This window comes from Bacteroides faecium (assembly GCF_012113595.1).
GTDB classification, from domain to species: Bacteria; Bacteroidota; Bacteroidia; order Bacteroidales; family Bacteroidaceae; genus Bacteroides; species Bacteroides faecium.
Genome location: NZ_CP050831.1, coordinates 3,820,753 through 3,843,079, shown reverse-complemented (window position 1 = coordinate 3,843,079; position 22,327 = coordinate 3,820,753). Strand labels below are relative to the sequence as shown.

Sequence of the window (22,327 nt, the reverse complement as noted above, 5' to 3'; positions counted from 1 at the left end):
ACATGAAAAGGATATGCTGTATTATATCCCTTTTTGTGCTGTGCCTGACTTTCAACCAGGCACACGCACAAAGATGTCTGCCGGGAATGAAAGGCTTGCAGGTTACGGGCGGCATGGCGGACGGTGTTCACTGGAACAGTAAAAGTGATTTCGCTTATTACTTCGGGGCTGCCATGAGTGCCTATACCAAAAACGGGAACAGGTGGGTTGTCGGCGGGGAATATCTCGAAAAGCATTACCCCTATAAGGATTTACAGATACCCGTAAGCCAGTTTACAGGTGAGGGCGGTTACTATCTGAATTTCCTTTCAGATAGGAAGAAAACCTTTTTTCTTTCGCTTGGATTGTCCGCACTTGCCGGGTACGAAACAAGCAACTGGGGCGATAAATTGCTGCCCGATGGTTCGACCCTGACCGATAAGGACGGTTTTGTCTATGGCGGTGCGCTGACGCTGGAACTGGAGAGTTACATTACCGACCGGGTGGTGTTCCTGATTAACGCAAGGGAAAGATGCCTGTTCGGTTCTTCAGTCGGAAAGTTCCACACACAGTTTGGCGTGGGACTGAAATTTATAATGTGATAAACTAACCTATTATATATAATGTATATGAGAAATGTAATTTATAAGATGCTAACAGGGTGCTACATGATGGTTGCCTTGTTATTAGTGGGTGCGTGTAATGACGATGTGGATATACAGCAGTCTTACCCGTTTAGTATCGAAACGATGCCAGTGCCGAAAAAATTAAAGGTGGGTGAAACCGCCGAAATCAGGTACCAGCTTCACCGGGACGGGCGGTTTGAGGAAACAAAGTATTTCATCCGCTATTTCCAGCCGGACGGGGCGGGAACGCTGAAAATGTCCAATGGGACGGTTTTATTGCCGAATGACCTGTACCCGCTTCCGGGCGAAACATTCCGGCTTTACTATACTTCCGCATCGACCGACCAACAAACGGTAGATGTGTATTTTCAGGATAGCTTCGGGGAGATACAACAGCTTACCTTTTCGTTCAATAACGATAACAGTAAAGAAAAACAGGAAGAATAAAAATGGAAACATGAGTTACATACCTTGTACTTCTCGCTCTCTTTTTGAGGTACACTGTATTTGAACTGAAAAATGCCCCTACCGATGTGGAACTATGGGGTGAAATACTGGGATAAAACTCTATAAAAGTCTGATAAATTATGTATTATCAGACTTTTATTTTATTTTTGAAGTACAAAAAAGCAACTGATTATGGGAAAAGGTGATATAAAGAGTAAAAGAGGTAAAATATTTAATAAGTCTTATGGTGTTAGGAGACCTCAGAAAAAGAAGAAACACAATACAAATATCTCGAATAGAAAATGTGTATATTGTGGCATTTCACTACTAAAGAGAAGTGAGGCAGCTAAATTTCAGGCAAAAAACAAATATTATCCTGATAATGGCGCAACACGTGACCATGTTCCACAACAATGTTTATTTGAAGGATATAGTGATAATTTTAAAAAGAATAGATTTGTTGTTCCATGTTGTCACAAATGTAATCTCGAATTTTCCAAAAACGAACAAGAATTACGAAATCTTATTGGAATAGCTAATGAAAATGATGAAATGCAGGATGCTATAACACAGAGTGCCGTTAAATCAATTCTTTCTAAAAAAGACTACGAAAAGGGATTATTTATTGATATTTGCGGAAATGTACAGGGGGTAGAATTTGATTTAGACAAATTATCTCCCAATCATATTAAAAACTTCAAAGGCGTGTACTATAAAAAATATAAAAAAGTATTTCCTAAAGGATTTGATGTACATGTAGTAGATATGAAATTAAGTAGCAATTTTGAGGAAATAGCATTAGACTTTCTAAATAGAAACTCTGAATGGCAATATTCAGGACATAAAGATATTTTCAAATATAGGATAGAGTTGGGAAAAATAGGTTCCGATAGCGAATTAGTAAAAACAAACGACATAAAGCAAGCAATAATAGTGTTATGTCATTTATGTTATCATAAAAGATTTGACATTTTAGTTATTGCAAATAAGAAACAATTAGGCTATATAAAAAAATAATATCACGCACCATTTTGTCGTAAAAAATAGAAGCTTTTTAGAGAAAAACCACAAATATAATTTTAACTACTTTTTTACAAATTACCCGGATATGGAATACCAAACATATCTAATAAATTAATATATGCTTTTGTATTATACTTTGCTTCATCAAGCATTTTTGCCCGCCGTTCTCCTTCTTCTTTTGTTGGCGCATTAGCTTTTACCACTGTCTTGATTGCTTCAAACTGTACTTCAAATTGCTGTTCTTGTATATTGTCCATAATTGTCTATTATAAAATTATTTTCAAAGATAAAGTTTTAATTTGAAAATCAGAGGAATAAAAAAGGTTTCTTTGCTATCTTTCTTTTTCCGCTTCGGCTCACGGAAAGAAAGTAGCGGCGGCAAATGCCGCCGTTCTTCATTAACCGATTATAATGTCCTTTATGGGTGTGTTATGTTCCAACCATTCTTTTACACATTCCATATTATATTCACTCGTTATAACTGCCTTATCTACGTCTATGGACGTGAAACGGGTGCTTTCGTAGCTATCTATCCAGCCTTTCAGGGAACAGACACCCCACGTTTTCACATCTTCAAAAATACCGTCCAGTGTGCCGATAGGGTCGCCGAAAGTAACTATCATTGCATCGAATGTCGTTTCGTCGGGCAACAGTTCCAAATATTTCAAAGACCCGAAACCGTCCGTCTTACGTCCGAAAGACCAGTCATAGGAATAAAGTTCATCCCCCCATTGGTGCGGCGTGTCAAAACGTACTTTCACCTGCACGGAATGTTCGTTTTCTTCTACGGCTTCAATAATACCTGTTACCAGTAAGCCCGTAAATATGCACTTGCAACGTCTGCCGATAATCCTTTTATTTACTTCTGTCGTTTTCATAAATGTAGCTTTTAAATTGTTATTGTACCTTTTCTTTTTTCGCCATCCATTCATCCCGCCGTTTGCGGCACTCGTCAAGTGTTTTGGCAAGGGTGCTGAACAGTTCGCCGTCTGTATGGCGGTAATCATATTGATAATAGATTTGACCCCTAAATGCGCCTAAACAGCATTTTACATATTTTTCTTCTCCCGGTGTTTGGGTAATGCTTACCCCGTTTTTGTTTAAACTTTCCATATTGTTATAATTTAAAATGAGTTGTCAGATAATCAGAAGTGAAAGCAGGACAATGAAAATAAAAGCCATACAAAACAGGTAAACGGCGGATATAAACAGCCGGAGAACGAACCGGAGAATAAAAAAGCCTATGATTAGGGCTATCCACATTCCGGCGGTGCTGGTGGCTGCCTGATAGATGATAAAAGCCAATATAGACCATCGTAAAAAAGTCGTTATCTTATTATATACTTTCATTGTCTTGGTGTGTTGTGGGTGGATTGCTCCACCCGGTTAGTAATCAGGCGCAACGGAAAACAAAGCCGTTATCCATCCAGTAATCAGTCATAAACAGGTCACGGGCAAAAGCCGAATAATCAAAGTAGGTCTTTGCGAACTCCGGCAGGTCGTAACATTCCTCTACGATTTCATAGGCGTAATCTTCCTCGTCTTTATATTCTCCCTGATATTCATCCTCAAAAGAAGAAATAAGGTCGTCCGCATCTTCTTCGCTTATATCGCTGTTGTGGTGGTCGCACCATACGAAAAACGCTTCCTGCTCGGTTTCGCTTAGTTTCTCGATGGCATCCCGAAGCTCAAAGAACTTATCGGAAAGCCAACATTCGGTAATCAGGGCTTCCGGGATATTCTCGTAATCCTGAAACATAAATTCCGGGTCTTGCTCGTCCTTGTGCAGTTCCCGGCACGCTTCCATAAATTCGTCCTTGTCCGAATAATCGGAAAGGTCTAACCACTTGCCGAAAAGTGAACCACTGTTATACTTGTTGTAAGTACCTACATAAACTCTTGCTTCTGATAATGTTACCGCTTCCATGACTTTTGAATTTTAATCGTTTACATCGCTTGTCGCCCACCACATAAATTTTTCCTTTAACTGAATGGGAACATTGTCTTTTCAAAGGTTCGGGAATGGTACAGGGCAAATTATTATTTATGAAATACTACCCGTAGGTGTGGAGATTTCTAAAAAATAATTTGAACAGTAACAGGCACGGATATACCTTTGACAATGTTCCAATCAGTTTTAGGGAAAATTTTTCTCTTGTTTAAGAGGATAGAAGTAAAAGCCATCAGGCTTTTTGTATTGGGTAATGAGAGAGTAAAAAAAGGGCTTATAAAAGCCCCTCGTCTGTGAAACTGTAATAGCTTTCTTCTGTCAAGATGATATGGTCTAATAGGTGTAAATCCAAGACCTTGCAGGCTTCTTTTATTTTTGAGGTGATTTGCTTGTCCGGTTCACTCGGACGTAGATTGCCCGATGGGTGGTTATGTGAGAGGATTATGCCCGAAGCATGGACTTTTAAGGCGGTTTGCAGGATGATTTTCACGTCCATTACTGTTTCAGCCATGCCGCCTTTAGAGATAAGGGAAACGCCTAAAGCCTTATTTGCCCGATTGAGGAACATTACATAACTTTCTTCGTGGTGTTCCATACATTCGGAATAGAAAGGTTTTAAGTAAGAATAAGAAGTTTGAGAAGAAAGTATTTTCATTCTTTCGGATGCTTTTACATTGTCTTTATAAGAGATAGTGATTTCCGGCATGGTAAATTCTGTTGTTTTCATAACACTTGAATTTTAAATTAAACAATAAGAAATTTTGCCGGACACCCACAGTTTGGCGGGGACTTCAACCTAATCTTTTCAAAAAATACGACCCGCAGGTGTGGAGATTTTTTAGAAAACCGGAACGGCTCGGATTTGGTATTTGTCCCCGCCGGGCCGTAACTTTGCTAAAATTTGTGATTGAGATACATTACTTTAGGGAACTGAAAAAGGGGTATCACTGGTGACACCCCTTAGACAACCGAATACCTTAAACAGTTATTCGTCATAGGTTCTATATCCTATCGGTTTGCGTGGCTTCGGTTCGGGTTTGCTTAATAACTGGGTCAATGCTTGGTACACTTCGCTGAATTGTGCATCCGTACTCTGTTCCAGTTCTTCGATGCGTTTAAGAAGTTCCTCGTAACCGATTGACATTTGCCGCATGAGGACGAAAGCACGCATGATGGAAATATTCACGTCTATGGCAGTCTGACTGCGTAAGACACTACTAAGCATGGCGACACCCTGCTCCAAAAATGCGAGAGGCGAGGTCGGTGTGTGCCGGATATTTTCAGGGAACTTATCACAATTTGTGATAAGTCCCTGCCATTCATCCTTTGTTAGCTGAAAAGCAAAGTCACTGGGAAAACGGGATAAGTTTCTTTTAACTGCCTGTTTCAAAGCTCTTGTTTCAACTTGATAAAGTTCTGCCAAATGGAAATCGAGCATGACCCGGCAACCTCTGACCTCAAAGATTTTGTTTTGGATGATTTGTAAGTCCATAATGTTATTATTTAATGGTGAGTAATTGGAAGCATAAAGGGACTTATCACAATTTGTGATAAGTTCCCCTATATACCTATTTCATAGATACTTCTTTGTAGATTTTTTCAATGCCGACAAATTTCTTGTCAAGTCCCTGCATATCGTTACTTATCTTGTTATTGGTAATGCGGGCGTATATCTGTGTGGTTTCTATATTGGTGTGTCCCAGCATCTTACTAACAGTTTCAACGGGTACACCTTTTGCAAGAGTAGTTGTCGTTGCAAAAGTATGCCTCGCAAGGTGAAATGTCAAGTTCTTTTTAATCCCGCAAACATCCGCAATTTCTTTCAAATACGCATTTAATTTCTGATTGCTGATTACAGGAAGTATCTTACCATCAGGCAAATTACCTTTATACTTCTTCAATATCATTTTGGGAATATCCAGCAAAGGAACATTTACGTCCGTGTTAGTTTTTTGACGTTTGGTGATTATCCATAAATTACCGTCAAAGGATTTACGAATATTATCTTGCGTAAGATTGGCAACATCTATGTAAGCCAAACCAGTGAAGCAGGAAAAGATAAACAAGTCCCTGACGTTTTCCAACCGTTCAGAAACCATCTTCTTTTTAAGGATGATTTTTATTTCATCCTCTGACAAGTAACCCCTATCCACTTTTTCCAAACGTATTTTATAACTGGCGAATGGGTCGCCTATCAAAATGCCATTATTACGGGCAATCAGGATGATACGTTTGAAAAACTGCATGAACTTGGCGGTCGTGTTATAACCACATTTACAGGTAGTACGCAAATATAACTCGAAGTCTGTAATGAACATCGGTGTTATTTCATTTATCGCAAAATCCGATACATTATATTTGCTTTGGATGAACTCGGCAAGATGGCGGCGGGTCACTTCATATTTACGGTAGGTAGCAATCGTTTTAGATATGCCGACCAACTGCTTAACATCATCATTATGCTTTTTGAAAAGGGTAAGGACGGTTTCGTGTTTCTCACTGTGTCCCAAAAATTCATTCTTCACCTTTTCGGCTGTTACATAATTGTCACGCCGTTGTTGTTCGTGGTAGATATTGTTCAGGGATGCTTTTATATCATCTAATAAAGCATTGATTTTACCTGCATCCTTACCTTTGGCTTTTCCTGCTGCGATATTCCAGCTATCAGGCAAAATGCTTTGTTTTGTGCTGAACTGGCAAAGTTTACCGTCAATGGTAATTCTTGCCATAATCATAACTTCACCGTTCTTTTTTTCAGAGCCTTTCTTTAAATAGAAAAGGACTTTAAATGTACTCTTCATAACCTCACATTTTTAAGTTGCAAAACTACTAATAACTTGTTAAATGTGAGATAGATAGACGGTGGACAAATTCAGACTTTCTGCGGTCATTTCGGGACAAATCGTTACCGTTTTTGTCTGGTAGGGAATAGGTAACGATTTAGTAACGAAACTATGTCTTTTATAGTCCTTTTGTTGTCTTGGAAACAGGACTTATAGGCAATAAAAAAACCTACAAATCGCTGATTTGTAGGTTTTTGTCCACTTACTGTCCAGTTTTGTCCAGTAGGTTCTGCGGAGAGGGAGGGATTCGAACCCCCGGTACCTCGCAGTACAACGGTTTTCAAGACCGCCGCAATCGACCACTCTGCCACCTCTCCAAAACTCCTTTATCAGAAGTGCTTTCCGTTGAAAGCGGTGCAAAGGTACGAATCATTTTTAAATCTGCAAACAATCTGATATTTTTTTCGCGAATAAATCGTATTTTTGCAGACCATTAGTAAGAACAAAGATATGATATACCCTCAAAATTTTGAGCAAAAGATAGGATTCGACCAGATCAGGCAGTTACTGAAAGATAAATGTCTCAGCACTTTAGGTGAAGAGCGGGTGATGGATATGACCTTTTCCGAACAACATGAAGAAGTAGAAGAGCAATTAAACCAGGTAACTGAGTTTGTTCGTATCATTCAGGAAGAGGACGGATTTCCCGACCAGTTTTTCTTTGATGTCCGCCCGTCGCTGAAACGTGTGCGGATAGAAGGCATGTATCTGGACGAGCAGGAACTGTTTGACCTGCGGCGTTCATTAGAAACCATTCGAGACATCGTACGTTTTCTGCACCGGAGTGAAGATGAAGAAGAAAACGATGCCCCCTACCCTAGTCTGAAAAGACTGGCGGGAGATATTGCCGTATTCCCACAACTAATCGGGAAGATAGACGGTATCCTTAATAAATATGGTAAAATCAAGGATAACGCTTCTACTGAGTTAGCCCGCATACGCCGTGAGCTTGCCAGCACAATGGGAAGTATCTCACGCTCTTTGAACAGTATCCTGCGTAATGCACAGTCCGAAGGCTATGTGGATAAAGACGTAGCTCCCACCATGCGCGACGGCCGCTTGGTAATCCCCGTTGCACCGGGATTGAAACGAAAAATCAAAGGAATCGTACATGATGAATCCGCCAGTGGAAAGACAGTATTTATAGAACCTGCCGAAGTGGTAGAAGCCAATAACCGTATCCGCGAACTCGAAGGAGACGAACGACGCGAGATTATCCGTATTCTCGTCGAGTTTTCAAACATACTCCGCCCGTCTATCCCGGAAATTCTTCAATCGTATGAGTTCCTGGCAGAGGTTGATTTTATCCGTGCGAAAAGTTATTTTGCGATACAGACGAATAGCCTGAAACCTTCTGTAGAAAATGAACAACTGCTGGATTGGACGATGGCTGTACATCCGCTACTACAACTTTCACTAGCCAAGCATGGCAAGAAAGTCGTACCGCTGGATATGGAACTTAATCAGAAACAGCGCATTCTTATTATATCCGGCCCGAATGCCGGCGGTAAATCGGTCTGTCTGAAAACAGTCGGGTTACTACAATATATGTTGCAATGCGGTATGTTGATTCCTCTGCACGAACGCAGTCATGCAGGTATATTCAGCAGCATCTTTATTGATATCGGTGATGAACAGTCCATCGAAGACGACCTGAGTACTTACTCTTCTCACCTGACCAATATGAAGATTATGATGAAGAGCTGTAACGAACGCAGCCTTATTCTGATTGATGAATTTGGTGGTGGTACGGAACCACAGATTGGTGGCGCCATCGCCGAAGCCGTATTGAAGCGTTTCAATCAGAAGCGGACATTCGGAGTTATCACCACTCACTATCAGAATCTGAAGCATTTTGCCGAAGACCATGAAGGAGTAGTGAACGGAGCTATGCTTTATGACCGCCATCTGATGCAAGCGCTTTTCCAACTGCAAATCGGAAATCCGGGAAGTTCATTCGCCGTAGAAATTGCCCGAAAAATCGGATTGCCGGAAGATGTCATTGCCGATGCTTCGGAAATCGTAGGAAGCGAGTATATCAATGCCGACAAATATCTCCAGGATATTGTCCGCGACAAGCGTTACTGGGAAGGCAAACGTCAAACCATCCGCCAACGGGAAAAGCATATGGAAGAGACTATCACCCGCTATCAGACGGAAATAGAAGAATTGCAGAAATCACGGAAAGAGATTATCAAGCAGGCAAAAGAAGAAGCGGAACGAATGTTGCAAGAATCGAATGCCCGCATTGAAAATACGATTCGTACCATCAAGGAAGCACAGGCCGAAAAGGAAAAGACACGCCTGGCACGTCAAGAACTGACCGACTTCCGCACTTCCCTGGATACATTGGCTTCCAAAGAGCAGGAAGAGAAGATGGTACGAAAGATGGAGAAACTGAAAGAGAAGCAGGAACGGAAGAAGAACAAGAAAAACGAACCGAAAGTCGCAGCTTCCTCTCCTTCAAGTACTCCCAAAGCAACCCCTATTGCAGTTGGCGAAAATGTAAAAATCAAGGGACAGACCAGCATCGGGCAGGTGATGGAAATCAGCGGCAAAAACGCGACTGTCGCTTTCGGAAGCATTAAGACAACCGTAAAATTAGACCGTCTCGAACGTAGTAATGCCGTTCAAAAAACGGAAGGTATTGCCAAAAGCACCTTTGTCAGCAGTCAGACGCATGACCAGATGTATGAGAAGAAACTTAGTTTCAAACAAGACATCGATGTCCGGGGAATGCGTGGAGACGAAGCACTACAAGCTGTCACTTATTTTGTTGATGACGCTATATTAGTCGGCATGGACCGTGTACGTATCCTCCACGGCACAGGAACCGGAATACTTCGTACTCTTATCCGTCAATATCTGTCCACCGTACCGGGAGTCAGTCATTATGCTGACGAACATGTTCAGTTCGGTGGTGCCGGAATCACGGTAGTCGATTTTGACTAATCTGTAAACAAAACGTCTAAAGAACTTGTTCTCATTTAGAAAACCACTACCTTTGCTACGGTGGTTTTCTAAAACGAGAATAAAGCATGAAAAATAACCTGTTAAGCGAAAAGCTTATTTACACCGGAGACAGCCTGACTCCTACCCACATCCATCTTTGTACGTACAACACTACTGAGATGCAGGAAAACTCCGGCGATACATTTCAATCCGTCAAAGATACATTGGACAATTCACGAATCAACTGGTTGCAAGTGCACGGATTGAAAGATACGGAAACTATCCGTGAAATTTGCAGTCATTTTGAAATAGATTTCCTTGTATTACAGGACATTCTGAACTCTGACCACCCTACCAAAATCGAAGAACATGACAAGTATATTGTCCTGATTCTAAAATTATTCTACCCCAATACGCATAAAGAGGAAGACGAACTGGACGAATTGCTCCAACAACAGGTATGTATTATCCTCGGAAGCAATTACGTGCTTACTTTCCTCGAAAAGGAAACCGACTTCTTCGATGACGTCAATTCTGCTCTGCGCAACGATGTCCTGAAAATACGTAGCCGTCAGACGGATTACCTGCTTAGCGTATTACTGAACAGTGTAATGGCAAACTATATCTCGATCATCTCCTCCATTGACGACGCACTCGAAGACCTGGAAGAGGAACTGCTCACTATCACCGAAGGAAACGACATCGGTGTCCAGATTCAGGCACTCCGACGCCAATATATGCTGATGAAGAAATCTATTCTTCCATTGAAAGAGCAATATGTAAAACTGTTACGTGCAGAAAACCTACTCATTCATAAGGTGAACCGCGCTTTCTTCAATGACGTGAACGACCACTTGCAGTTTGTCTTGCAAACCATTGAAATCTGCCGGGAAACGCTTTCTTCATTAGTAGACCTTTATATCTCCAATAATGACTTACGGATGAACAACATCATGAAACGGCTGACCATCGTGTCCACCATTTTCATACCTCTGACCTTTTTAGCCGGAGTATGGGGGATGAACTATAAATGGATGCCCGAACTGGATTGGCGTTATGGTTATTTATTTGCCTGGTTTGTGATGGGGATTATCGGTATTATCGTATATTTGTTCTTCAAAAAGAAAAATTGGTATTAATAAAAACACACCTTCAGTCATGAAATCAATCAAAGAGCTATATAGGATAGGCACAGGTCCTTCCAGTAGCCACACAATGGGACCACGTAAAGCTGCTGAAATGTTTCTGGAACGCCATCCGGATGCCGCTTCTTTCAAAGTTACTCTTTATGGCAGTTTAGCCGCTACGGGCAAAGGGCACATGACAGATGTAGCTATCATAGATACTCTGCAGCCTACTGCTCCGGTGGAAATCGTATGGCAACCCAAAGTATTCCTGCCTTTCCATCCGAACGGGATGACTTTTGCCGCCCTTGATGCCAATAATAAGATAACCGAGAATTGGACTGTCTACAGCATAGGCGGCGGCGCGTTAGCAGAAAACAATGATAATCCGACTATCGAAAGCCCGGAAGTGTATGGCATGAACAATATGACCGAAATACTGCAATGGTGCGAACATACCGGGAAAAGTTATTGGGAATATGTGAAGGAATGCGAGAATGAAGATATATGGGATTATCTGGCAGAGGTATGGACTACCATGAAAGATGCAATCCACCGCGGACTGGAAGCGGAAGGCGTATTGCCCGGACCGCTAAACCTGAGACGTAAAGCTTCCACCTATTATATACGTGCCACCGGTTATAAGCAATCTCTCCAATCCAGAGGACTTGTCTTTTCATATGCCCTGGCAGTAAGTGAAGAGAATGCTTCCGGCGGAAAGATTGTAACCGCACCGACCTGCGGTTCGTGCGGTGTGATGCCTGCCGTGCTTTATCATTTACAAAAAAGTCGCGAGTTCAGCGATATGCGTATCTTACGCGCATTGGCTACTGCCGGATTAATCGGAAACATTGTCAAATTCAATGCATCTATCTCCGGTGCGGAAGTAGGCTGTCAGGGAGAAGTAGGCGTTGCCTGCGCCATGGCTTCGGCTGCTGCCAATCAATTATTCGGTGGCAGTCCAGCACAGATCGAATATGCTGCCGAAATGGGACTTGAACACCATTTGGGTATGACTTGCGACCCTGTCTGCGGCTTGGTACAAATTCCCTGTATCGAACGTAATGCTTATGCCGCCGCTCGTGCATTGGATGCCAACATTTATTCATCTTTTACAGATGGTATGCACCGCGTCTCATTCGACAAAGTAGTGCAAGTCATGAAACAGACCGGACACGACCTGCCGTCACTCTACAAAGAAACAAGTGAAGGCGGATTGGCTAAAGATTACCAACAGATGTAGTTATAAACAATAACGGGTTATTTCTTTCAAGGAAATAACCCGTTATTGTTATTATTCAAACCACTTCGTTTCTCATCGAAAAACTATTCAGTAGGCGGCCAATTGGTATCATCTCCGTTACTGATATCTTTTTTATGCAGCAATCCACCTTCCTGTGAGAAATAAAGCGAATATCGTTGACTACCCAGTTTCACCTGAATCACGGATTCCGTCGGATTCTGCGGATACGTCAATACATAGACATCCGTTACTACCCACGCACTATAATCCGAATTTTGGAAAGCCGTATAAACTGCCGGTACCAACTGGTCGATGCTATCCAGTTCATTCTCGGTCATCACCCAATTCGCGTTGGCGTCAAACCAAACATCCAGTTCATCACCGGTCACCCAGCAGTCGGCCACATAATAGTCCCCTTTCATTTCCCATTCTATATTCTGTGCAGCCGGATACAGTTGCTTCAAAGCCTCAGTAATATTACTGGGCGGCACCAAGGCAGGATCATCGTCATCGTCACTACATGCGCTGAACGAAAGGGCGGTCATCATCAACACTACCGCCCATGCGCCAAACTTAAATTTCCACATAGCTATCTTCTTGTTTAGGTTTATCTATTACTATTATTCAATCAATCGTCAGCCTTCAAAAACTTTCCTTTTTTATCAAATTTGAAAGAAACTCCCGTAGATAATTCTACTTCATATCCTTTACGGTCACGTTCGACTTTCGTCACGCCCTCACTTACAAAATTATGCGCTTTCAGATAATCGACAGCAAATCCCGGAATTATACTTGCGGGAACAGACTGTCCTTTCTTTGCACTTACTTCTTCCCAGTTTCCTTTGCTATCAAAATCAATCTCCGTACCGTCCACCAACAACACTTCGTATTTGGTAGACTCCATCAAATCTTTATCAATCTTAATCTGAGCAACTTCAGGCTTCGTGAAATGACGATTGATAAAATTGCGTGCAGGAAGCGGCAATTGATTCATGTCTTTCGTTATCACATCAGTTGCGAATGAGAATTGTACGGCTACAATAGCCAACACAAGTAAAGATAGAATTTTCTTCATAATCGTTATTCTTTTTAGCGTTAATACTATACTTAGTTTTTATACTGCAAATAACGATACAGATTCTGGAAAGATTTAGGAATACTATGAGTTTGCTCATTTTTTGTATTCTTTAACCGTTCCCTTTACTTTGCCTTGTCAAAAGCCGGACTATAAATTATGATTTCTTATGCAGAAAGCGTTTAGCCAGATATTTTCGTATGGGTTCATCATACAGTTTCAAGCATAGATAAGCCAATACAACACTCAAGACGTAAACGCATAAAGCAACTTCCCAGGTTTCTCCCAAAGTGTAGAGCTGATTTTTAATCAACCATGCATAGAACAAATACATAATTGGATAATGGATCACATAAACCGGATAAGATATATCTCCCAGGAACTTGCATATCACAGTTGACTTTTTATCCGTAGTGGTTCCCGACGCTCCCAACCAGACAAGGATGGGGAAAGCTATGATCACACAAAATGCTTCATAAGCACCGTTGGTACAAAACTGCTCCGTACCTTCCAGATAAGGCACCGAAAACAAAGCGATCAATATAAGTGTACATATCCAAAATGCGCCCCTTATTTTAACAGGTTTGAAGTTACGCGACAAAAGCATACCCAGAGAGAAAGGAAAAAGCATTCTCAATGAGCCGCCTAAAAAGTTCACACCGTCCAATGTCCAGCCTACTCCTATATTTCCATAGCCGGAGACATTGAAGACAGCGAATAATGCCAAGGCAATTCCCAACAATACTACAAGTACAGTCAATGCCTTATTCGATAAACGACGAATAAACAAAGCATAAAGTATATTACCTATATATTCAAAGAACAACGACCAGCAAGGACCGTTCAAGGGAAACATTTCACCATTACCGCGAACTTCATAGCCCACACCCGGCATCGCAGGAATAAAGAATATCGTACAGAGAAGTGACAACATCACCATTGATATGGCAACGTGTGTTCCATCCCATTGCACACACCCCTGAAGATAGAATGTAACAGCGCCCAGAACAGCACCCATGATTACCATAGGATGAAGACGTATCAAACGACGTTTAAAGAAATTCTTCATTGTAAGGCTCTTACCCCAACGGTCATCATAAGCATAACCGATAACGAACCCCGAAAGGATAAAGAAAAAATCTACGGCCAAGTATCCGTGATTGAAGGTCTCAATCATACCACTACCAGCGGAATTAGTGACTTCTGCAAAAGCGTAGCCTTCAAATATATGATACCATATAACCATGAGGGCTGCCACGCCACGAAGTCCGTCAAGAAGATCATAATGTGCTTTAGTGTCTGCAAAAGCTGAGGAAGAAATGTTCGACATCTGTTTTTTTATTATTTAATTAATATTTTCAGATGGCAAAGATACAGCTTGCCGAACGAAGTTCTTTTGCTCAAAAGCAAAAAAGACCGGAGAATATCTATTTTTTAGCACGCACCCGGCTTAGTGTATAAATGGAAATACCCAAAAAAGCGGCTACATACTTCAATTTCACCCTATTTATCAGCCCGGGATAACGCCGGTTAAACTGTTCGTATCTCTCTCCAGGCGAAAGCTGAAGTCTTTCCACAAACATATGACTTAGTTCCTTGTTTACATCCTGATGCAAAATTCTTCCCCAATTGGCTATATCAATATATGTTTCGTAAAGGGCATTCAGTTTATCGATATGGATAACATAGATTTGACAATCCGTAAGAGTTTCAATGCTCTCTATTGACGGCTGTTTGTAATACAACGAATCCATACCAAAAGTTACGTCACCTTCCTGGCTGAACCAAGTAGTAGTGTCCTGCCCGTTATGATGAAATACGGAACGGGCAACACCTTCTTCTATAAAATAAACCAAACGGTCCGTTACTCCCGACTGCACTATATATGTATTCTTGGGATAATACCGGACCTGCATATTCTCCTGCAATGCCTGAAGCGCTTCGTCGGAAACCGGATAAATTTGCCTGATTTTACTAATGATGTTTTTCATTGAACTTGAAGAGGAATCCAATATATTATTCTTATTCTATCCACCACTCGCCTATCGTACAACGTTCGCTATCAAAATTGACAGCCACTTTCACGACAGGTAATCCGCACAAAGCAAAACGTTCCGGATAATTCTTCAAATCAATCTGTTCCATCGCCATATCCGCATTTTTATCCAGTTTCAACTCCATCACATATAATGTAGTCTTTGTGCGCAGCACCATATCTACCCGTCCGCGGGGAGTACGGACTTCCACGTCTACATAGAAGTTCAATAAACTGAATATGACATAAAACTTCTGCTGATAATGACCTTCATACTTCGTATTGTCACATTGGGGAATAGTAGACAAGAATGTCTGCAAACGACACAATGCGGCATCCATATCACCATTTCGGATATCACGTGAAAGATAAGCTACCATAGTATTAGCTTCCTCAGCATTATTGGCAACATAATGAGGAAGAAGACTCTCCATCAATCCTAATCGCACTTCTTTATTGGGAATATCAAGTGTATAGATATCCAGTTCCTTATCATAGTCTTTAATTGTGATATAACCACTCTGATATAGTAATGGAGTAATGGCAGTCATCGTTTCGGTAGGAGCATCAAAAGCAGAAGCTTTTGCCTGCTTGCGTCCTATTTCAGAAGGTTCCACGTTAAACTTATCCAACATCTTTAACAGATATGTAGGCGTGCCGCTGCTAAACCAGTAAGAATTAAATTTTCTATCAGCAAAAGCATTAAGCAAACTAAATGGATTATATACATCAGGAGATGGATAAGTGAAATGATAACCGTCGTAGTTTTCTTTCAACTTCACAACTACTTCTTCAAACCCGACATCCATTTTTCTCGCCAACTGCTCTATATCATCTTTCATTTGGGTAAGCATCTCATCTTGCGTAATGCCACAAATAGCGGCATAAGGCTCATCCATACTAACATTCTTAATGTTATTCAATTCGCTAAAGATACTAAGTTGGGAGAATTTAGTAATACCAGTCAGGAATACATAACGAAGATAGGGGTCACAAGCCTTCAAAGGGCTATAAAAATTGCGCATTATATTACGCAACACGCCAAGGTTCTCCCGTTCATGCATCACATCAAGCAAAGGAGCATCGTATTCGTCAATAAGAACAACTACTTTTTTGCCAGTCTGTTTGTAAGCACGCTTGATCAACCCCATCAGACGTTGATTAGGATTAACTTCGTCCTCATCCTTTCCATAGAAGGACTCATAATCAGCAAGTTTCAGATTTAATTCTTGCAACAGTTGCTCCTTATCCACATGCTTGGCCGTACTCATATCAAAATGCAACACCGGATATTCAGTCCACTCCTTCTCCAATTTCTCCATAACCAGCCCACGGAATAGCTCTCTACAACCGGAAAAATAGCTATGCAATGTAGAAGTCAACAGTGACTTACCGAAACGTCGTGGACGACTCAAGAACATATAGCTAGAAGCAGAATGTGTCATCCGGTAAACATATTCCGTTTTATCAATATAGAGAAAATTATCCTCGCGTATCTTCGAGAATGTCTGTATCCCAATGGGATATAATCTTTGCAAATCTTCCATATCAGTAATCTTTGTCACAAAGCTACGAAAAAATATCGAATTCTACCGATATACCCCCTAAAACAAATATATCAACTATCTTCACAGACAGTTGATATATTTCACATACAAACACATATCAGTTTTTACACCAATATGAGGGGATAAGTCAGGAATATACCGCTGTATTCTTCCCAACTCATATAATGCAGGGAATTCATGAATATATCATGAGTTCAGGGACCTACATATTTCTTTAATATTCTTCCACATATTCTCTTGCATTATAATAAATGCCCCGACTATTATTTCACAATCGCTTCTTTTATTTTCTCTACGATATAATACACATCATCATCAGTCACATACGGTCCGGCAGGAAGGCAAAATCCAACTTTGAAGATTTCCTCTTCTACTCCGTTCGTATAGAAAGGAGCATCCGCATAAACCGGTTGTTTGTGCATCGGCTTCCATACAGGACGTGCCTCAATCCTCTTGGAAAGCATGAATACACGGAGTGCCTCCACATTCTCATTAGGCTGACAATCAGTCGTGGCACTATCTACAGCCTTGATCACACCGGCAGCACCACCTACAGCCGTTTTAACAACTTCCTTATAAGCATTCTCCTGACCAACAATCTTTACATCTGGGTCAATAGTGGCCGTACATAACCAAAAGTTAGAATCATAGCGCGAATCCACAGGCTGCTTGTGGATATGAACACCTTCCACATCCTTCAACAGTTCCTCATACAATGCCTGAACATACTTGTGGTGAGCAATATGAGCATCCGCAACAGTCATTTGCCCACGACCAATACCGGCACAAATGTTACTCATACGATAATTATAACCGATAGCTGTATGTTGATAGTAAGGATAAGCGTCACGAGCTTGGGTCGCATACCACATAATAGTATTTTTGTCCTCTGCATTCCGGCAAATCAAAGCACCACCACCCGATGTGGTTATCATCTTATTACCGTTAAATGACAACACACCAAACCTTCCAAAGGTACCCAACACCTTACCATCGAATTTGCTACCAAATCCCTCTGCGGCATCCTCAACAACAGGTATCTCATATTTGTTTGCAATCTCCATGATTTTCTCGCAATCGTAAGGCATACCATAAAGTGCCACAGGAACAATAGCCTTCGGTTTCTTACCGGTTTTGGCGATACGATCTTTTATAGCCTCCTCCAATAATATCGGATGCATGTTCCAAGTATCCTTTTCGGAGCCAATGAACACAGGCTTTGCACCAAGATAAGTTATCGGATGAGACGAAGCACAAAAGGTAAAGCTTTGTACCAGTACTTCATCACCCGCCTGAACACCACAGCCAATCAATGCCAGATGAACAGCTGCCGTACCTGCCGAAAGTGCAACAACCTCATTCTGTCCGCCTACAAAGTTCTTCAAATCTTCTTCGAAAGCATTTACGTTAGGTCCCAAAGGAACCACCCAGTTGGTATCAAATGCTTCCTTTACATATTTCTGTTCTATTCCGTCTTCGCTCATGTGAGCAAGACATAGATAAATTGTTTTTTCAGGAATGTAACTCATAATCTTATACGCTGTTTATACCTTACAATTTTAATCATTCGCCTACATTCAGTAGAATATCGCACTTCGAGAACATCTTACCATATTTTGGGAAAAACATCTCATTGGCAACATCCTCACCTTGCGCCCATGCAACAATAGCTTTAGGCATATTTACACCAGCCTCCTGTGAAAAAGGATAACCGCCACCAAAACGAGGGTTCAGTTCCAACACATAAAACTCACCATCACGTTCCAACACATCACAATCAAGATTTCCGATGTGCTTCAGAGCCCTACCAATTGTAGCTCCAATCTCGCGAATTTTGGCATTATCAACAGTTATAGCTTTATCTGTTTCACCACTGCGCATAGCTAACTTTTGTTTTACAGATACACCACGATACTTACCTTTTAGGTCATTTGCAATGTCCAAGCCATATTCAGGACCTTTGATAACCTCTTGAATCAACAGAAAGTTATCATCGACCGATGCAGTAGCAAGGATAGACTTCATCACTTTCTTACGTTCAAGTTTATATACCATTTCAAGTTCCTCTAAGTCATCTACAAATTCTAAACCAATAGAACCAGATCCCCAACGAGGCTTAATAATGAGGGGGAACTTCAATTCACCATCCTTTATGGCAGCTACCGCTTCATTATAATCCACATATGTTCTAGGTGTCTTCAACCCAAGACTTTCAATAAACCCTGCGGTCTTATACTTATCAAAACAGACATCTATCACATTGGGGTCAGATACAATAACCTTCACTCCCAATGCCTCAAAATCTGCCTTGCATTTTGACAAAATGGGCAACTCCAGATCATTGAGTGATATAAGAACATCAATTTTCTGTTCCTTACATATCTCCAATGTTTTGGGAATATAATCTTCTGCATATACACGAGGCACCTGAATTTTAACATCAGCAATCGTAAGCGCGGGAGCACTTAACTGCATATCGGTAGCGACAATGTTGCCACCCTCTCCAATAACTTCCTTGAAATACTTCAGCAGGTAACGACGACGACCTGCACAGGTAAACAGTATGTTCATAAACTATAATGTATATAAAGCTACAACATCGTCAATTGTTTGCCGACGTCGTACTATAAAGGTTTTATCATCATTATCCATGACACCTATTATAGGTGATATGAAATTTATAAAAGTCGGTGTAAGTACAATTGTATACGCCCCCACACCATCAATTTTCACATAATCACCATATTCAATGCCTTCCGGAACCTCAACCTCTTTAAGAATCACATCTTTCTCCATACATGTAGACCCCACCAGGTTAGCAATACAAGTTTTATTACAACATTCTTTTGTATAAAATATATGAGGTAAGTTGCTACTATGAAGTGTAGGTTTAATATCAAAGACTGTTCCATCCGTCGTCAAAAACTTTTGTTTCGCAATTTCTTTCACCTGAAAGATTTTTGATACATAACTGAACACATTTGCTACCACAGATACTCCAGGCTCTATCACAATAGCCGGCTGCACTTGCTTAAACCATTCATTTGATAGACAAGCACCTAAAATACAATTGGCATAATTCTCATACTTTGGCTTGTTACTTACATCAATCCCTTTAGCTGCTGCACCAAAGAATCCACCACCAACATCAAAATATTGCAAATCATTTAATTCCAGACACTCACAAACTTGAAGCATCTGTAACACTATCAAGTTATAGTTTGCAACAGCTCTATCAGAGGACGAAGTATGACCGTGTAACGATACTATTTTGATGCCATTATCACGCAATAATGAAACAATTCCTTTCATCATTGTCTGTGAAAAGCCAAATCTTCCTACACGTAAACCACATTGTACCTTTGATACTCCATTCTCATCAGTCAGATCAATATTAAGTCGAAGTCCTACCGAAACTTCTTCTTCAGGATATTCCGACTTATATTTCAGCACTGTACCCAATTCATAGCCAGAGTCAAGGTTTATTACGGCCTTATCTTTTAAGGCTGTAATTAGAACAGACTCTTTTTTTATCGGTCCATTAAATATGATATGCTCAAAACCTAATCGTTTTGCCAATACATACTCCATTTCAGAAACGACCTCGGCATAACATCCTGCCTCCTTCGCTATCTTACATAACGCAGGCACATAATTAGTCTTAAACGAATAACCAACAATCAGTCTGTTATATCTCGGTTTGAAGGCCTCTTGAAAAGCTTTAATATTAGCTAAAAACATGCCACCATCCATCAAATAGTAAGGTGTACCATGTTTTCTTGCGATTTTGTCTAATTGTACAAAGTTCATATAAAGTATATCAATTCTTTATTTTATCAGCCTCCTCAATTGGGCCCCACATTAGTTCTACAGGATTTGATAGAAGTTCCTGTTTCATATCATCACAAGCAGCTTCCCAAGTCCACCGCGGTTTCCATCCTAATACTTCCAAACTTTTTTTACCAGATAATAATATCTGTGGTGTATCTGGCATTTCAGGTTTATGTGCCTTCTTTGCACCCTCTGTTGCAAAAGTTTTCATAATTCCATCAACCATCTCATCTAAAGAATATGGCTTATATCCCGGAAGATTAAAAATACCACATATATGTGTGCCTGCCGCCCTAACAACAGCTGCGGCAAAATCCTTTATATATAACAACTCTTTCAAACGTGAAGAATCACCATAGATGTCTATACCTTGTCCGTTTATACAGCGTCTAATCATATATCTCCATGGCAACATTTTCTTTTCACCATTAAGATAGTAATATGCGTCCGGATGCCAGCCATACACCATAAAATGTCTAAATACACAAGGTTCAAAACCATTGACAATCTTCATGTGCTCCAGAATATCAGTAGCTGCTCTTTTACAAATAGCATATACAGCATGGTCATTTCCATTCTTAGGAAATGAGCGAATAGCATCATCATCTATTGGTTCCGTTGTTCCCCAATGTTCAGCAACATCGCTTGGTGTCGTATTAAACACAATTCGTTTACTACCATTTTGCTTCATCCAATTACAAAGATTGACTGCACCAACTATAATACTCTGAACATATGGCATCATATTCATATCAGCATGAGCAGGCATAGTTCCTGCCATATTCACTACAACATCAAAATAATTGTTTGGAAGAAGTTCAAATGACTTTTCATTAGCTATATCAAAGCCACCAATGAACTCTATTCCTTTTGTGGCATAAAAGCCCCCATCCGAATTCCTTCGCCCTACAGCTATAACTTCATAGCCATTTTCACTAAGAGAAAGTGCGCTATAACATCCAAGTTGACCTGTAGCGCCTAAAACTATTGCCTTTTTCATTTTATATAAAAGTTATTTACCCTTTCGTTTTCTATATGTATCTAATGCTTCTACCCCGGTAACTTCTACAGATTCCCTTTTTAGTACCGATTTGATAGTTTTAAATATTATCTTCAAATCTGTACTCAGTGAAACATGATTTGCATACCACACATCCATCGCCAATTTATCATCCCATGTCACGGCATTACGACCATGACATTGTGCATAACCTGTTATTCCAGGCCTGACATCATGTCTATGCTTTTCTTCTTCTGTATACCACGGAAGATATCTTGGTAACAGTGGACGAGGACCTATTAAAGCCATATCCCCAACCAGCACATTCCAAAACTGTGGAAATTCATCAATGGAAGTTGAACGCACAAATTTTCCGACTTTTGTCAAACGCATTTCATCAGGTAACAAGATACCATTAGCGTCACGCTCATCGGTCATGGTTTTGAACTTAACTATTTTAAAGATTTTGCCATCTTTTCCGGGACGCTCCTGAAAAAAGAATGCTCCGGCACCTTTATTGGCGAAATGAAGCCACAGGGTTACAATCACCAAAGGCAATGCCAATACACTTAAAACAACGAAAGCTATACAGAAGTCTATAATACGCTTAAAAAAATATTTATACATATA

At 40.7% G+C, this 22,327-nt stretch carries 24 protein-coding genes and 1 tRNA gene; 6 read left to right on the top strand and 19 right to left on the bottom strand.

The features are described 5' to 3' along the window. The first annotated feature begins 2 nt into the window (after positions 1 to 2). The 3 genes from BacF7301_RS13940 (at position 3) to BacF7301_RS25830 (ending at position 2,069) form a co-directional block, all read left to right on the top strand. On the top strand, positions 3 to 581 hold the full coding sequence (locus tag BacF7301_RS13940) for a conjugal transfer protein TraO (RefSeq protein WP_048693606.1): 579 nt from the start codon (positions 3 to 5) through the stop codon (positions 579 to 581). A 21-nt stretch (positions 582 to 602) separates the two neighbouring features. Further along, positions 603 to 1,052, top strand: coding sequence for a DUF3872 domain-containing protein (locus BacF7301_RS13935; RefSeq protein WP_048693444.1), 450 nt, complete (start codon positions 603 to 605; stop codon positions 1,050 to 1,052). A 192-nt stretch (positions 1,053 to 1,244) separates the two neighbouring features. Further along, positions 1,245 to 2,069: a 30S ribosomal protein THX gene (locus tag BacF7301_RS25830; RefSeq protein ID WP_048693441.1), complete on the top strand. Its 825-nt coding sequence runs from the start codon at positions 1,245 to 1,247 to the stop codon at positions 2,067 to 2,069. A 74-nt stretch (positions 2,070 to 2,143) separates the two neighbouring features. Here the strand turns inward: BacF7301_RS25830 and BacF7301_RS13925 are convergent, their stop codons facing one another. From BacF7301_RS13925 to BacF7301_RS13885, 9 genes are all read right to left on the bottom strand, one after another. Continuing rightward, the gene (locus BacF7301_RS13925; RefSeq protein ID WP_048693439.1) at positions 2,144 to 2,332 is read right to left on the bottom strand and encodes a hypothetical protein; all 189 of its coding nucleotides are present in this window, start codon (positions 2,330 to 2,332) and stop codon (positions 2,144 to 2,146) included. A 141-nt stretch (positions 2,333 to 2,473) separates the two neighbouring features. Further along, a complete protein-coding gene (locus BacF7301_RS13920; protein WP_048693436.1) occupies positions 2,474 to 2,953 on the bottom strand; it encodes a DUF7258 domain-containing protein in 480 nt (159 codons plus the stop codon). A 19-nt stretch (positions 2,954 to 2,972) separates the two neighbouring features. Continuing rightward, the gene (locus BacF7301_RS13915; protein ID WP_007483934.1) at positions 2,973 to 3,188 is read right to left on the bottom strand and encodes a DUF3873 domain-containing protein; all 216 of its coding nucleotides are present in this window, start codon (positions 3,186 to 3,188) and stop codon (positions 2,973 to 2,975) included. A gap of 24 nt (positions 3,189 to 3,212) precedes the next feature. Beyond that, complete coding sequence (locus BacF7301_RS13910) at positions 3,213 to 3,425, bottom strand: hypothetical protein (protein WP_048693430.1); 213 nt, start codon at positions 3,423 to 3,425, stop codon at positions 3,213 to 3,215. A 43-nt stretch (positions 3,426 to 3,468) separates the two neighbouring features. Continuing rightward, positions 3,469 to 4,002 (bottom strand): antirestriction protein ArdA, encoded by a 534-nt coding sequence (locus tag BacF7301_RS13905; protein WP_167963712.1) that lies wholly within the window; start codon positions 4,000 to 4,002, stop codon positions 3,469 to 3,471. A 298-nt stretch (positions 4,003 to 4,300) separates the two neighbouring features. After that, positions 4,301 to 4,753, bottom strand: coding sequence for a JAB domain-containing protein (locus tag BacF7301_RS13900; RefSeq protein ID WP_117981696.1), 453 nt, complete (start codon positions 4,751 to 4,753; stop codon positions 4,301 to 4,303). Between the two features lie 258 nt (positions 4,754 to 5,011). Beyond that, positions 5,012 to 5,518, bottom strand: a complete 507-nt coding sequence (locus BacF7301_RS13895; RefSeq protein ID WP_167963710.1) for an ORF6N domain-containing protein — start codon at positions 5,516 to 5,518, stop codon at positions 5,012 to 5,014. A gap of 76 nt (positions 5,519 to 5,594) precedes the next feature. Continuing rightward, positions 5,595 to 6,827, bottom strand: a complete 1,233-nt coding sequence (locus BacF7301_RS13890; RefSeq protein WP_011107088.1) for a site-specific integrase — start codon at positions 6,825 to 6,827, stop codon at positions 5,595 to 5,597. Between the two features lie 274 nt (positions 6,828 to 7,101). Next, a tRNA-Ser gene (locus BacF7301_RS13885) sits at positions 7,102 to 7,186 on the bottom strand. Positions 7,187 to 7,319: 133 nt separating this feature from the next. On the opposite strand from BacF7301_RS13885, the gene BacF7301_RS13880 reads away from it, so the two are divergent. The 3 genes from BacF7301_RS13880 to BacF7301_RS13870 all read left to right on the top strand — a co-directional run bounded on the left by BacF7301_RS13880 (position 7,320) and on the right by BacF7301_RS13870 (position 12,188). Beyond that, a complete protein-coding gene (locus BacF7301_RS13880; RefSeq protein ID WP_167963708.1) occupies positions 7,320 to 9,821 on the top strand; it encodes an endonuclease MutS2 in 2,502 nt (833 codons plus the stop codon). Positions 9,822 to 9,907: 86 nt separating this feature from the next. Beyond that, complete coding sequence (gene corA, locus BacF7301_RS13875; RefSeq protein WP_167963706.1) at positions 9,908 to 10,960, top strand: magnesium/cobalt transporter CorA; 1,053 nt, start codon at positions 9,908 to 9,910, stop codon at positions 10,958 to 10,960. A 19-nt stretch (positions 10,961 to 10,979) separates the two neighbouring features. Continuing rightward, on the top strand, positions 10,980 to 12,188 hold the full coding sequence (locus BacF7301_RS13870) for an L-serine ammonia-lyase (RefSeq protein WP_167963704.1): 1,209 nt from the start codon (positions 10,980 to 10,982) through the stop codon (positions 12,186 to 12,188). Between the two features lie 83 nt (positions 12,189 to 12,271). Here BacF7301_RS13870 and BacF7301_RS13865 read toward each other — a convergent pair whose 3' ends face one another. From BacF7301_RS13865 to BacF7301_RS13820, 10 genes are all read right to left on the bottom strand, one after another. After that, on the bottom strand, positions 12,272 to 12,775 hold the full coding sequence (locus BacF7301_RS13865; RefSeq protein WP_167963702.1) for a PepSY-like domain-containing protein: 504 nt from the start codon (positions 12,773 to 12,775) through the stop codon (positions 12,272 to 12,274). A gap of 41 nt (positions 12,776 to 12,816) precedes the next feature. Continuing rightward, positions 12,817 to 13,263 carry a PepSY-like domain-containing protein gene (locus BacF7301_RS13860; protein ID WP_022139573.1) on the bottom strand — a complete coding sequence of 149 codons (447 nt, stop codon included), beginning with the start codon at positions 13,261 to 13,263 and terminating at the stop codon, positions 12,817 to 12,819. Between the two features lie 157 nt (positions 13,264 to 13,420). Continuing rightward, positions 13,421 to 14,593, bottom strand: a complete 1,173-nt coding sequence (locus BacF7301_RS13855) for an acyltransferase family protein (protein WP_167963700.1) — start codon at positions 14,591 to 14,593, stop codon at positions 13,421 to 13,423. A 97-nt stretch (positions 14,594 to 14,690) separates the two neighbouring features. Beyond that, the gene (locus BacF7301_RS13850) at positions 14,691 to 15,254 is read right to left on the bottom strand and encodes a Crp/Fnr family transcriptional regulator (RefSeq protein ID WP_167963698.1); all 564 of its coding nucleotides are present in this window, start codon (positions 15,252 to 15,254) and stop codon (positions 14,691 to 14,693) included. A 31-nt stretch (positions 15,255 to 15,285) separates the two neighbouring features. After that, positions 15,286 to 16,845 carry an ATP-binding protein gene (locus tag BacF7301_RS13845; RefSeq protein ID WP_167963696.1) on the bottom strand — a complete coding sequence of 520 codons (1,560 nt, stop codon included), beginning with the start codon at positions 16,843 to 16,845 and terminating at the stop codon, positions 15,286 to 15,288. Positions 16,846 to 17,129: 284 nt separating this feature from the next. After that, on the bottom strand, positions 17,130 to 18,395 hold the full coding sequence (locus tag BacF7301_RS13840; RefSeq protein ID WP_167963694.1) for a DegT/DnrJ/EryC1/StrS family aminotransferase: 1,266 nt from the start codon (positions 18,393 to 18,395) through the stop codon (positions 17,130 to 17,132). 34 nt (positions 18,396 to 18,429) lie between these two features. Next, positions 18,430 to 19,437 (bottom strand): ATP-grasp domain-containing protein, encoded by a 1,008-nt coding sequence (locus tag BacF7301_RS13835; protein ID WP_167963692.1) that lies wholly within the window; start codon positions 19,435 to 19,437, stop codon positions 18,430 to 18,432. A 3-nt stretch (positions 19,438 to 19,440) separates the two neighbouring features. Next, on the bottom strand, positions 19,441 to 20,676 hold the full coding sequence (locus BacF7301_RS13830; protein WP_167963690.1) for a type III PLP-dependent enzyme domain-containing protein: 1,236 nt from the start codon (positions 20,674 to 20,676) through the stop codon (positions 19,441 to 19,443). 10 nt (positions 20,677 to 20,686) lie between these two features. Beyond that, complete coding sequence (locus BacF7301_RS13825) at positions 20,687 to 21,697, bottom strand: NAD-dependent epimerase/dehydratase family protein (RefSeq protein WP_167963688.1); 1,011 nt, start codon at positions 21,695 to 21,697, stop codon at positions 20,687 to 20,689. Positions 21,698 to 21,709: 12 nt separating this feature from the next. Next, complete coding sequence (locus BacF7301_RS13820; RefSeq protein WP_167967207.1) at positions 21,710 to 22,324, bottom strand: sugar transferase; 615 nt, start codon at positions 22,322 to 22,324, stop codon at positions 21,710 to 21,712. Positions 22,325 to 22,327: the final 3 nt, after the last annotated feature.